The organism is Kutzneria sp. 744 (assembly GCF_000568255.1).
In the GTDB taxonomy this organism is placed as follows: domain Bacteria; phylum Actinomycetota; class Actinomycetes; order Mycobacteriales; family Pseudonocardiaceae; genus Kutzneria.
The window spans coordinates 7,504,831-7,517,234 of sequence record NZ_KK037166.1; the positions used below are offsets into that span (position 1 = coordinate 7,504,831).

Sequence of the window (12,404 nt, forward strand, 5' to 3'; positions counted from 1 at the left end):
GTGGCCGCCCGGGCGCCCCGTCGGGGAACGGCCTATGCGCGGGATCTACGGCCCGTCACCAGCCGGAAGATGCCCAGCACGACAACAGCGCCGAGGATGGCGAGCAGCCACGTGCGCAGATCGAAGAAGCCGCCGAGGTCGACGCCGAAGATGGCCTTGCCGATGATGCCGCCGAGGAAGCCGCCGACGATGCCGAGCACCGCGGTCAGGATGATGCCGCCGCCGTCGCGGCCGGGCATGATCGCCTTGGCGATGATGCCGACGATCAGGCCGAGCACGATCCACGCGATGATGCCCACAGGGTCACGCTCCTTGTTCGGGTGACGGTCCGGCGGGTCCGGTCCGTTTCACGCACGACAGATGTACCCACACCGACGATCATCACGCACCTTTTACCAACTCGTTATCATCCGACTGCGCTGTCCGCGGCCGCCCCGGATCGGCGAGAATGGCCGTGATGGACACCGCGAACCCGCGGGTGCTCGTGCTCGGCTCGACCGGCTCGATCGGCACCCAGGCCCTTGACGTCATCGCCGCCAACCGAGACCGCTTCCGCCTCGCCGGCATCTCGGCCGGCGGCTCCGACCCGGCCCTGCTCGCCCGCCAGGCCCTCGACCACGGCGTCGAGGCGGTGGCGGTGACCAGGGCGACGGCGGCGGAGGACGTCCAGCTCGCCCTGTACGCCGAGGCCCAGCGCCGCGGCTACGACCGGGGCGACTTCCGGGTGCCGCGCCTGCTGGCCGGCCCGGCGTCGAACGAGGAGCTGATCGACTCCACGCCGGCCGACGTGATCCTCAACGGCCTGCCGGGCTCGCAGGGCCTCCACCCCTCGCTGAAGGCGCTGGCCACGGGGGCCCGCCTGGCCCTGGCCAACAAGGAGTCGCTGATCGCCGGCGGCCCGCTGGTGCTGAAGGCGGCCAAGCCGGGCCAGCTGGTCTCGGTGGACTCCGAGCACTCGGCCCTGGCCCAGTGCCTGCGCGGCGGCACCGAGGAGGAGGTCGCCCGCCTGGTGCTGACCGCCTCGGGCGGCCCGTTCCGAGGGAAGAAGCGCGCGGATCTGGCCGACGTCACCGTCGAGCAGGCGATGGCCCACCCCACCTGGTCGATGGGCCCGCTGATCACCACGAACTCGGCCACCCTGATCAACAAGGGCCTGGAGCTGATCGAGGCCCACCTGCTGTTCGACGTGCCCTACGACCGCATCGACGTGGTGGTGCACCCGCAGTCCATCATTCACTCGATGGTGACCTTCGTGGACGGCTCGACGCTGGCCCAGGCCAGCCCGCCGGACATGCGGCTGCCGATCTCGATGGCCCTGGGCTGGCCGGCCCGGGTGCCCGGCGCGGCCAGCGCCTGCGACTGGACGAAGGCGGCCAGCTGGACGTTCGAGCCGCTGGACAACGCCACGTTCCCGGCGGTGGAGCTGGCCCGCGCGGCCGGCACGGGCGGCGGCTGCCTGCCGGCCGTCTACAACGCGGCGAACGAGGAGTCGGTGGCGGCCTTCCTGGCGGGCAACGCTGCCTTCACCTCCATCGTGGACACTGTTGAGCGGGTGCTCACCGAAGCCGACCAGTGGCGCGGGGAACCCGCCGATGTGGCCGAGGTGCTGGCCGCCGAGGACTGGGCCCGCGGGCGAGCGCGCGAGCTGGTCGCACGGCCGGTCGGTTCGGGAAGGGACTAACAACGGTGGTCAACGTCCTGGGTGTGGTGCTGTTCGCGTTGGGCATCGGAATCTCCGTTGCCCTGCACGAGTTCGGCCACCTGCTGACGGCCAAGGCCTTCGGCATGAAGGTGACCAGGTACTTCATCGGCTTCGGCCCGAAGATCTGGTCGTTCCGCCGCGGTGAGACCGAGTACGGCCTCAAGGCCATCCCGGCCGGCGGGTTCTGCGAGATCGTGGGCATGACCGCGCTGGACGAGGTCCCGGCCGAGGACGCGCCCCGCGCGTTCTACCGGCAGAAGACCTGGAAGCGCGTCATCGTGCTGTCCGCGGGCTCGATCACCCACTTCATCCTCGGCCTGCTCATCATCTACGTGGCGGCGATCTCGCTGGGCCTGCCCAACCAGAAGAGCCTGCCGGTGGTGGGCGAGATCGCCCAGTGCGCGCAGGCCACGCAGGATCCGGCGACCGGCAAGTACAGCGCCTGCACGGCGAGCGACCCGGCCCCGGCCAAGGCGGCCGGCCTCCAACCCGGCGACCAGATCCTCTCGGTCGGCGGCAAGGCCACGCCGACCTACCTGGACATGGTGAACGTCACGCGGGTGGCCAAGGGCCCGACGCCGTTCGTGATCGACCGCAACGGCCAGCAGCTGACGCTGACCGTGGACGTCGCGACCGTGCAGCGCATCCTCGACCCGACCAAGCCGCTCAACGCCAGCAACCCCACCGGCCCGGTCGGCGCGATCGGCATGTCGCCGTCGCAGACCATCAGCTATGGGGCGGTCGCCGCGTTCGGCGCCACGGGCGCGTTCACCGGCCAGCTGTTCGTGGGCGTGTGGGACGGCCTGAAGGCGCTGCCGACGAAGATCCCGGCGCTGATCACGGCCATCGGCGGCGGCGAGCGCGACCCGAACACGCCGGTCAGTGTGGTCGGCGCCAGCCTGATCGGCGGCCAGGCGGCCGATCTCGGGCTGTGGTGGTTCTTCGTGATCCTGCTGGCCAACCTGAACTTCTTCGTCGGCGTGTTCAACCTGCTGCCGCTGCTGCCGTTGGACGGCGGGCACATCGCGGTCAACCTGTACGAGCGGGTGCGGGACGCGGTGCGCAAGTGGCGGGGCAAGCCGGCCGGTCTGCCGGTCGACTACGTGAAGTTGCTGCCGCTGACCTATCTCCTGGTGCTGTTGGGTGGCGCGTACACCCTGTTGGCCATCACCGCCGACATCGTGAACCCGGTCAAGCTGGGGTGACCTCGCTGGGTCGACCGAGGGTTGACACTGTGTAATGGTCCGTCGCATCACGTAGCCGTGGTGCGCGTCCTGGACCGTTCAGACGGTAAGTTGGTGGCGTAGAAGGCCCCCACGATCTGAATGGATCAGCATGGTTGTCAGCCTTGGTATGCCTGCGACGCCTCCTCCCGTGTTGAGCGAGCGGCGGCCGACCCGGCAGCTGCACGTCGGCTCGGTCGGCGTCGGCAGTGACTACCCGGTTTCCATCCAGTCCATGACCACCACCCTGACCTCCGACGTGAACTCCACGTTGCAGCAGATCGCGGAGCTGACCGCGGCCGGCTGCGACATCGTGCGCGTGGCCTGCCCGTCGCAGGACGACGCGGACGCGCTGCCGGCGATCGCCAGGAAGTCCTCGATCCCGGTGATCGCCGACATCCACTTCCAGCCCAAGTACGTGTTCGCCGCGATCGAGGCCGGCTGCGCGGCGGTGCGGGTGAACCCGGGCAACATCAAGAAGTTCGACGACAAGGTCCGCGAGATCGCCCAGGCGGCCAAGGACCACGGCACGCCGATCCGGATCGGCGTCAACGCCGGCTCGCTGGACCCGCGGCTGCTGCAGAAGCACGGCAAGGCCACGCCGGAGGCCCTGGTCGAGTCGGCGCTGTGGGAAGCCAGCCTGTTCGCCGAGCACGACTTCTACGACGTGAAGATCTCGGTCAAGCACAACGACCCGGTGGTGATGGTCCGGGCCTACGAGCTGCTGGCCGAGTCCTGCGACTACCCGCTGCACCTGGGCGTGACCGAGGCCGGCCCGGCGTTCCAGGGCACGATCAAGTCCGCGGTGGCCTTCGGCGCGCTGCTGCGCCAGGGCATCGGCGACACGATCCGGGTCTCGCTGTCGGCCCCGCCGGTGGAGGAGATCAAGGTCGGCACGCAGATCCTGCAGTCGCTGAACCTGCGCCCGCGCAAGCTGGAGATCGTGTCCTGCCCGTCGTGTGGCCGCGCGCAGGTCGACGTGTACAAGCTGGCCGAGGAGGTCACCGCCGGCCTGGAGGGCATGGAGGTGCCGCTGCGGGTCGCGGTCATGGGCTGCGTGGTGAACGGCCCCGGCGAGGCCCGCGAGGCCGACCTGGGCGTGGCCTCGGGCAATGGCAAGGGCCAGATCTTCGTCAAGGGCCAGGTCGTGAAGACCGTGCCGGAGGCGCAGATCGTGGAGACCCTGATCGAAGAGGCCATGCGCATCGCCGAGGACATGGAGCCGGTCGACGGCGCGTCCCCGGTGGTCACCGCCTCCTGAGCGTGGGATTGCGGCACGAGCCGGGCGGCGACGCCCGGCTCGTGCCATCAGGTGCCTAAGATCCGCTAAGTGGGTGCTCATGCGCGCAGGTTGCCTGCGTTATCTGGCAGGCTGGGAAGCGTGTTGAGGCTTGCCGGGGCACGGGTGCTCGACGACCGGGATGTGTCGTCGGTGCGGGCCGTGCTCGACGAGGACCCGGTCGCGTCCTGCATGGTCGCCGCGCGCGTGGAAGTGGCCGGCGCCGACCCGTGGCGGCTGGGCGGCGAGCTGTGGGGTCTGGAGGGCCGCCCGGCCCGGAGCGGCCGGCTGAACGGTCTGTGCTTTTCCGGCCCGAACATGATCCCGCTGTCCGGCAACCGGGCCGCGCTGCGGCACTTCGCCGACCGCGCGCTGCGCAGGCACCGCATGTGCTCCTCTCTGGTCGGCCCGGCCGACCTGGTGATGGGCCTGTGGCAGGAGCTGGAGCCGGTGTGGGGCCCGGCCCGCGAGGTGCGGCCGCACCAGCCGCTGCTGGCCATGGGCGGCTCGCCGACGATCCGTCCGGACGCGCTGGTCCGCCCGGTGCGGCCGGACGAGCTGGACATCTACCTGCCGGCCGCGGTGGCCATGTTCACCGAGGAGGTGGGCATCGACCCGCGGCTGGACGACGGGGGCGCCGGCTACCGGGCCCGGGTGGCGGAGCTGATCGCCGGCGGCCGCGCGTTCGCCCGGTTCGAGGCGGGCGAGGTCGTCTAACTCCTCGGCCTGCGTAATGGTGTGTGTTCGGAGAAAGGTCGGGCAGATCCAGGGCGTGTGGGTGCGGCCGGACCGCCGTGGCCAGGGCCTGGGCGCGAGCGGCACGGCGGCGGTGGCCGACCGGCTGGTGCGGGGGATGGGCCGCACGGCCAGCCTCTACGTCAACGGGTTCAACGCGCCCGCGCGTGCGGCCTATCGCCGGATCGGCTTCTCGGAGGTCGGCCGGTACGCCACCGTGTTGTTCTGACCGCACGTACGGCCATATCACGCGAATTTGTCGGGCCCGGTTGGCATACTGCGGCCGTGCCGAGAAAGCTGTCGCTGGTCATCGCGTTCACGCTCGTTCTGCCGCTGGGGGCGTGCGGCCTGTTCGAGTCGAAGCCGAGCCAGGACGACATCGCCAGGACCTTCCTCGCCGACTTCGCGGGCGGTGACACCGCCGGGGCGGCCCAGCTCACCGACGACGCGAACACGTCCAAGGCGCTCATGGACAAGGTCAGGGCGGGCGCTCAAACCGACCGCGTTGAAGCTGGACGCGACGGCCTCGCAGCCGCCCAGCGGCGACACCGCCACCGTGCCGTTCAACGCCAACTGGAACCTGGACAAGGGCCGCACCTGGACGTACCAGGGCTCGCTGGCCATGACCAAGGCCAGCGGCGACTGGCGGGTGCACTGGCAGCCCGAGGACGTGCACCCCAAGCTGTCGGCGCAGCAGTCGCTCGCGCTGACGGTGGTGCAGCCGGATCCGGCCCCGGTGCTGGACCGCGACGGCGCCCCGCTGCTCGCGCCGACCCCGGTGATCGGCATCGCGGTCGACCGCAAGCAGACCCCGGACCTCAACGCCGTGGCCACGGCGCTGGCGGCGGCGCTGAACAAGTTCGACAACTCGATCACCGCCCAGTCGATCATCGACGGCGCCACCAAGACGCCGGACGGCCAGGCGTACTCGGTGGTGAACCTGCGTGACTCGGACTACCAGTCGGTCAAGGCGCAGATCCACGAGCTGCCGGGTGTCACGTTCGCCACTCAGTCGCAGCTGTTGGCGCAGAACAAGTCCCTCGGCCCGCAGTTCCTGTCCACGCTGCGCACCGCGGTGAACGCCCAGGTGGCCGGCGCGGCCGGCTGGCACGTGGTGACCAAGGACGCGGCCGGCACCACCGTGGCCGACCTGGCCGGCAAGGACCCACAGCCGGCGACGTCGCTGACCACCACGATCGGCACCGGCATCCAGGCCGCCGCGCAGAACGCGATCGCCGGCGTGCAGCAGCCGGCGGCGATCGTGGCGATGCAGCCCTCGACGGGCGAGATCCTGGCCGTGGCGCAGAACGCGCCGGCCGACGCGCAGGGCCTGATCGCGCTGACCGGGCAGTTCCCGCCCGGCTCCACGTTCAAGATCGTCACGGGCGTCTCGGCGCTGGAGGCCGGCAAGGTGACCCTGGACGGGCCGCTGCCGTGCCCGGGCAAGACCACCATCGACGGCCGCGTCATCCCCAACGAGAACGAGTTCGACCTGGGCACGGTGCCGCTGCGCACCGCGTTCGCGCAGTCCTGCAACACCACGTTCTCGCAGATCGCGGCCGGTTCGCTGACCAGCCAGCAGCTGGCCGACACGGCCAAGCAGATGGGCATCGGGGCGGACTTCACCGTGCCGGGCGTGGTCACCGTGACCGGGTCCGTGCCGGTGCCGACCTCCACGGTGGAGCGGGCCGAGGACGGCTTCGGTCAGGGCAAGGACCAGGTCAGCCCGTTCGGCATGGCGTTGGTGGCCTCGACCGTGGTCAAGGGCTCGATCCCGACGCCGACGCTGATCCGCGGCACCGAGACCAAGGTCAACACCCCGGCCCAGCAGCCGGTGCCCGGCCCGGTGCTGGACTCGATGCGGCAGATGATGCGCGCCGTGGTGACGGACGGCACCGCCAAGGCCATTCGGGACATCCCCGACGTGGCCGGCAAGACCGGCACCGCGGAGTTCGGCGACGGCAAGAACTCGCACGGCTGGTTCGTCGGCTACCGCGGGGACCTCGCGTTCGCGGTGCTGCTGGTCGGCGCGGGCACCTCGTCGCCGGCCGTGGTGGTGGGCGGCAACTTCCTCCGCGCCGTCAAGTGACTCAGTAGATCCGGGTGGACGTGTAGAGCAGGTCGAAGGCGGCGTCGGCGAGCGCGCCGGTGGCGGTGTAGCAGCCGACGTAGATCTTGGTGTTGTCCTTGAAGCTGTAGTCGTTGAGCAGCGCGATGTCGCAGTAGCGGCCGTCACCTTCGGCGGTGACGTGCACGGTGCTCGGGAAGTAGCCGTTGGTGAACGTCACGTGGTACTGCCCGGCCGAGGGATGGTCGACCGAGGGGCCGCTGGCCCACTGCGTGCTCGGGTCGCCGTTGGTCACGAGGTAGTCGCCGACGGGCTTTCGCTTGTCGTCCAAGAAGTTCTGGTTGTCGGCGACGCTGGCGGCGAAGGCCGTGTCGACGGCCGCGCCGTGGTTGTCGAAGCACGCCAGGTCGACCGAGTCGCCGTGCCGGCCGACGACCGAGCAGTGCCTCGGGTCTGCGCCGATGGGCGTCAGTTCCACGACACCCGTTGCGGCGCCGGCAAGTCCGGCGGTGTAACGGCCGACGCCGGTTCGCGTGACGTTGCCGGCGTTGCGGGCGTGCTGCCAGTCCGGCACGAAGACACCGGTCGTCGGCTGGTCGTCGACGACGTATGAGCGGGCGCCGCCGCCGGCGATCGGATTGGCGCCGCTGCCGGCGGCGAAGAACACGAAGACCCGCATGGTGGTCGGCGCACCGGCTTTGGTGAAGCAGCGGACGTCGATGAGCTCGTCGCCGCCGCTCTGGCTCCAGCCCGAAGGTTGGCAGAACGCGCCGGCGGTGCCCGTGTCGTAGGCCGTGACGATCACCGTGCCGCCGGGCGTGCCGGCCGCCGGCATGCGGATCCGGTCCCAGCCGGTGGCGAGATGTGTTGCGGTCGGGTGCCCGGCCGGCGGCGACTGCATGTTCCAGATGCCCCACGTCCAGTTGGCCGCGCTGCCCGGGGCGTCGAGCTGGCGGGGCTGGCCGTTGTCGTCCTGCATGTCGTCGCGGACGAAGCCCCAGCTGAGCGTGGTCGGCGGCGGCGAGGTCGACCCGCCGGAGCCGTCGCCGGTGTTCGGGCCGGGGCCGCCGCCACCGGTGGTCGGATCGCCGATCGGCGTGCCGCCGACCGTGGTCGTCGGTCCGGTCGTCGCAGCGCCTGATGTTGTCGGCCCGCCCGGGATTCCCGTTGTCGATGTGGATCTCGGCGCGGTCGTGCCGGCGACGATCAGGTCTCGACCCGGGTCGGCGATCGGGTTCGCGTGCGGGGCCGAAGCCGTGAACAGGCCCGCGACCAGCAACGACACGAGGCCGATCACCGCGGCCGGCACCGCCTGGGGATGGCTGATCAGGAACTGCTGCACCGGATCGGGCAGTCGCGTGACGACCTGCCGGACCAGTCCGAGCAGGCCGGTGATCGGCTCGGTCGGCGGCTCGGGGCGGTAGCCGACCTGGTCGGCCAGGCGGCGGATGCGGTCCGCAGTGGTGTCGTCGACGGTGTCCAGGCCATCGCTGATCAGGGCCACGGCCAGCTCCAACGCCTCTTCCGTCTGGCCGTTGGCGTACTTGCGGGCGGCGATCGAGTACCGGAAGTAGATCTGGTCCCGCACCGACTCCGCGCCGGTCGCCGCCCGGAGCCCCAGTCCCAGCACCCGACCCCAAGCGCCCCAATGCCTTGCCGCCGCGAGCTTCAACGCGGTGACGCGGGCCAAGGTCAGCGCGAGATCGTGGCGGTCGGCGTCCAGGTTCACCCGTAACGCCTGCTCTATGACCGTGATTTCGGCGGCGATCTCTTGCGGGTCAACGGTTTCCGCCACCCAGGCGGTGATCCGCTCGGTGACCGCGACGACGTCGACTTCGAGCTTCCCGACTCCGGCGGCCAGCCGGTAGCGTCCGTCGCCGACGACCAACATGCTGTCCCGCAACGCTTTGGCCGTGGCCTGCGTCGGAATGCCGGCGACGGCGGCGAGCAACGGCCAGCCCCACTCGGCGTTGTCCAAGGCGGCCAAGGCATGCACCGCCGCGCGGCTGTGGTCGTCCAGCCACTCGACCAGCCGCGGCACGATGAGCCTGGCCTCGTCGCTGTCGAGCTTCGGGACCAGCCGCTGCTGCGTGCGGGCGGCGGCCAGGTACGAGCCCAGCCGGATGATGTCGTCTGGGCGATGGCCGTAGCCCTCGCACAGCTCCTCGACGCGCTTGCGGGTCGCGGCCGGCAGCCGGCCGTTGAACCGGGATCGCAGCAGTTGCCGGCCGGCCCGCACCGGAAGGCCGGCCAACAGCACCTCGACGTCGAGGTGGCCGAGGTCGACCCGGTCGGTGGAGACGACGAACCGGCTGTGGGGCATCGCCCCCACCACCGTGGCCAGGTCCTCGGCCGTGCACAACGGATCCTCGACGATCACCAGGGCGCGCAGGCCGGTCAGCGCGTGCCGGAGCACCGGCGACGGGATCGGGCGGTCGGGCGGGAACTCGCAGCACCGGGCCACCACCGCGCGCAGGATCTCGTCGGCGTCAGGCAGCCGCGACGCCGGCCACACCAGCGCCTCGATGTCCGGGATCGTCAGCAGATTTCGGTGCGCGGCGTGCCGGAGCAGCGTGGTCTTGCCGATGCCGGCCGGGCCGATCAGCTGGACGTTCCGGCCCTGCCCCAGCGCTTCGACCAGCCGGGCGCGTTCCTTCTCGCGTCCCACACACTCCGGGTCGCCCGGGTCGAGCGTGCGAGGCAGGTCGGTGCGCAGCCGCACGTCGCCGATGTCCAGCGGCTCCGCGCAGGCCCGCTCCACGTGCACGTAGTCGATGCGGTGGGCCTGCACGAAGTTGCCATGGTTGGTGCCGGTGAACGTGTTCCGCAGGCCGTCCACGGCCGGCACCCCCTTCCGGTCGAGTGATGCATCGCACACCGGGTTGGGCCCGTTACGTCCCGTCAACGCCGGTCCGGCGACCGGTCGAACGGCGGAGTCGTAGGGTGATGGGCATGCCCGTGCGTGCCGCTCTCAAGCCCGGTGAGTTGTCTCCCCGGCGTCCCGTCCCCACCCACATTCCGCGTCCCGAATACGTGGACAAGCCGGCGCCGACGCGCAACACCGACCCGTGGGTGCAGCCGCCGGAGATCATCGAGGCCATGCGGGTGGCCGGCCGCATCGCCGCGCAGGCGCTGCAGGAGGGGGGCAGGGCGGTCGCGCCGGGCGTCACCACCGACCACGTCGACGCCGTCGTGCACGAGTTCCTGTGCGACCACGACGCGTACCCGTCGACGCTGGGCTACCGGAACTTCCCCAAGTCGTGCTGCACCTCGCTCAACGAGGTCATCTGCCACGGCATCCCCGACTCGACGGTGATCGAGGACGGCGACATCGTCAACATCGACGTCACCGCGTTCATCGGCGGCGTGCACGGCGACTGCAACGCCACCTTCCTGGCCGGCGAGGTCAGCGAGGAGGCCGGCTGCTGGTCGAGCGCACGCCCGAGGCCACCATGCGGGCCATCAAGGCCGTGCGGCCCCGGGCGGCAGCTCAACGTCGTGGGCCGGGTCATCGAGGCGTACGCCAACCGCTTCGGCTACGGCGTCGTGCGCGACTTCACCGGCCACGGCATCGCCCGCTCCTTCCACAGCGGCCTGGTCGTGCTGCACTACGACGAGCCCAGCGTCACCACCGTGCTGGAGCCGGGCATGACCTTCACCATCGAGCCGATGATCAACCTCGGCACCATCGAGTACGACATCTGGCCCGACAACTGGACGGTCACCACCAAGGACCGCAAGTGGACCGCCCAGTTCGAGCACACCATCGTGGTGACCGACAGCGGCGCGGAGATCCTCACCCTGCCCTGAGAGGTAGCTGATGAACGGGCCGGATCCCTCGGATCCGGCCCGTTCGCCCGTTGTGCGCCAGGTGGTCCTTGACGCGAGCCAAGACGAACGGTCATTGTAAGACGACCGGTCATTTTGACGAGCCGAGAGAGGGCAAGGGGCCATGAGTGAGATCAACACCAGGTTCCGGACGATCGACGGGCTGTCCATCCGCTACGCCGAGAGCGCGCGGCCGAGGGACGTCGAGGCGCTGCTGTTCGCGCCGTGGCCGGAGAGCCTGTACGCCTACGACGCCGCCTGGTCCAAGCTGGCCGAGCACGCCCACCTGACGGCGGTGGACCTGCCCGGCTTCGGGCACTCGGAGATGCGCAAGGACCTGCTGTCGCCGCAGGCCATGGGCGAGTTCATCGTGCGGGTGGCCGACGAGTTCGGGCTGGCCAAGCCGCACGTCGTCGGGCCGGACATCGGCACCAGCGCGGTGCTGTTCGCGGTGGCCGGCCACCCGGAGCGGTTCCGCAGCGCGACCGTCGGCAGCGGCGGGGCGGCGGTGCCGATCCAGCTCGGCGAGCCGCTGCGGGCCTGGGTCCACGACGAAGACCTGACGCCGTACCGAGCCTTGGGGCAGCGGGACATCCTGAACGTGGCGATGGACGCCATCCAGGGCTACCAACTGCCGGACGAGGTCCGCGAGGACTATCTGGCGGCCTACGTCGGCGAGCGCTTCGCCGACCAGATCCCTTACGTGCAGGCGTATCGGAGCCAACTGCCGGCGCTGGGCGAGAAGCTGGGCGGCATCACCACGCCCGTGCAGATCCTCAACGGCCGCTTCGACCCGGTGGTGCCGCTGGCCAACGCCGAGTACCTCCAGGAGCGGATTCCCGGCAGCCGCCTGGACATCGTCGACAAGGGGCACTTCATCTGGGAGGAAGGCGCGGACGACTATGCGCGCCTGCTCACCGAGTGGTGGGAGAAGAACTGATGTCGCACAAGGAAGAAGTCGTCGACCGGGTGCTGATAGACACCACCGTCTCGGCCGTGGTCGAGGCGCCGCTGGACCGCATCGACCTGGGCACGTGGCTGCGGGGCCTGAGCGACGAGGAGTACCGGCAGTGCGCGGTGCCCGATCACCGCGCCAACGGCTGGAGCACCAACGCCGACGGGCAGCTGGTGAGCATCAACGTGGAGGAGATCGGCGGTGAGCTGATCATCCAGCACTACGTGGCCGAAGTCCTTGCGCCGCACCACACCCGGCTGGTGTCGCTGTCCGAGCTCCAGACGCCCGGCGGCTGGGGGACCGTGGAGGTGGTGTGGGACATCACAGTCACCGCCCTCGGGCCGGATCGGGCCACCTTCACCAACCGGGTCGTCTCGCGGCCGACCCGGTCGCTGCTCAAGGGCCTGGAGGACGCCGGTGTCACCTTCGAGCAGGCGTCGGCGGAGCGGACCGCAGTGGTAGCCGAGCACAACGCCCTGGAGACGCCCAACTACGCCAAGAGCGTGGAACGGGCCGTGCTGGCCGGGAACTAGGCCAGCGCCGCGAGCAGCTCCGTCAGCGCGGCGGCGACGGGAACAGGGTCGGTGGCCGGTGCGAGGTGGTTGGACGCCAGC

General features: G+C 70.6%; 9 protein-coding genes and 1 pseudogene. 8 read left to right on the forward strand and 2 right to left on the reverse strand.

Going from position 1 to position 12,404, the window contains the following annotated elements; all coding sequences use genetic code 11:
* Window positions 1–32 precede the first annotated feature (32 nt).
* Window positions 33–299 carry a GlsB/YeaQ/YmgE family stress response membrane protein gene (locus tag KUTG_RS34600; protein WP_043722868.1) on the reverse strand — a complete coding sequence of 89 codons (267 nt, stop codon included), beginning with the start codon at window positions 297–299 and terminating at the stop codon, window positions 33–35.
* Between the two features lie 158 nt (window positions 300–457).
* Here KUTG_RS34600 and dxr point away from each other — a divergent pair, with 158 nt between their 5' ends.
* From dxr to KUTG_RS34625, 5 genes and pseudogenes are all read left to right on the forward strand, one after another.
* Window positions 458–1,681: a 1-deoxy-D-xylulose-5-phosphate reductoisomerase gene (gene dxr / locus KUTG_RS34605; RefSeq protein ID WP_157494948.1), complete on the forward strand. Its 1,224-nt coding sequence runs from the start codon at window positions 458–460 to the stop codon at window positions 1,679–1,681.
* Window positions 1,682–1,686: 5 nt separating this feature from the next.
* Window positions 1,687–2,907 carry a M50 family metallopeptidase gene (locus KUTG_RS34610; protein WP_043722874.1) on the forward strand — a complete coding sequence of 407 codons (1,221 nt, stop codon included), beginning with the start codon at window positions 1,687–1,689 and terminating at the stop codon, window positions 2,905–2,907.
* A gap of 130 nt (window positions 2,908–3,037) precedes the next feature.
* A complete protein-coding gene (gene ispG / locus KUTG_RS34615) occupies window positions 3,038–4,186 on the forward strand; it encodes a flavodoxin-dependent (E)-4-hydroxy-3-methylbut-2-enyl-diphosphate synthase (RefSeq protein WP_043722877.1) in 1,149 nt (382 codons plus the stop codon).
* Between the two features lie 120 nt (window positions 4,187–4,306).
* Window positions 4,307–5,168 (forward strand): annotated as a pseudogene (locus KUTG_RS34620) (GNAT family N-acetyltransferase).
* 276 nt (window positions 5,169–5,444) lie between these two features.
* Complete coding sequence (locus KUTG_RS34625) at window positions 5,445–7,028, forward strand: penicillin-binding transpeptidase domain-containing protein (protein WP_232241125.1); 1,584 nt, start codon at window positions 5,445–5,447, stop codon at window positions 7,026–7,028.
* 1 nt (window position 7,029) lies between these two features.
* Here KUTG_RS34625 and KUTG_RS34630 read toward each other — a convergent pair whose 3' ends face one another.
* Entirely contained in the window at window positions 7,030–9,846 is a 2,817-nt protein-coding gene (locus KUTG_RS34630; RefSeq protein WP_157494950.1) for a hypothetical protein, read from the reverse strand.
* Between the two features lie 113 nt (window positions 9,847–9,959).
* Between KUTG_RS34630 and map the strand changes: the two genes are divergently transcribed.
* The 3 genes from map to KUTG_RS34645 all read left to right on the forward strand — a co-directional run bounded on the left by map (window position 9,960) and on the right by KUTG_RS34645 (window position 12,323).
* Window positions 9,960–10,817, forward strand: a complete 858-nt coding sequence (map, locus tag KUTG_RS34635) for a type I methionyl aminopeptidase (protein ID WP_198047398.1) — start codon at window positions 9,960–9,962, stop codon at window positions 10,815–10,817.
* A gap of 142 nt (window positions 10,818–10,959) precedes the next feature.
* Window positions 10,960–11,775 carry an alpha/beta fold hydrolase gene (locus tag KUTG_RS34640; RefSeq protein WP_043722883.1) on the forward strand — a complete coding sequence of 272 codons (816 nt, stop codon included), beginning with the start codon at window positions 10,960–10,962 and terminating at the stop codon, window positions 11,773–11,775.
* On the forward strand, window positions 11,775–12,323 hold the full coding sequence (locus KUTG_RS34645) for a hypothetical protein (RefSeq protein WP_043722886.1): 549 nt from the start codon (window positions 11,775–11,777) through the stop codon (window positions 12,321–12,323). Before KUTG_RS34640 ends, KUTG_RS34645 begins: the two co-directional genes overlap by 1 nt.
* Window positions 12,324–12,404 lie beyond the last annotated feature (81 nt).

Coding starts and splice junctions, on each gene's coding strand:
- dxr (WP_157494948.1), top strand. CDS start 458: ATGGACACCGCGAACCCGCGGGTGCTCGTGCTCGGCTCGACCGGCTCG.
- KUTG_RS34640 (WP_043722883.1), top strand. CDS start 10,960: ATGAGTGAGATCAACACCAGGTTCCGGACGATCGACGGGCTGTCCATC.
- ispG (WP_043722877.1), top strand. CDS start 3,038: ATGGTTGTCAGCCTTGGTATGCCTGCGACGCCTCCTCCCGTGTTGAGC.
- KUTG_RS34645 (WP_043722886.1), top strand. CDS start 11,775: ATGTCGCACAAGGAAGAAGTCGTCGACCGGGTGCTGATAGACACCACC.
- map (WP_198047398.1), top strand. CDS start 9,960: ATGCCCGTGCGTGCCGCTCTCAAGCCCGGTGAGTTGTCTCCCCGGCGT.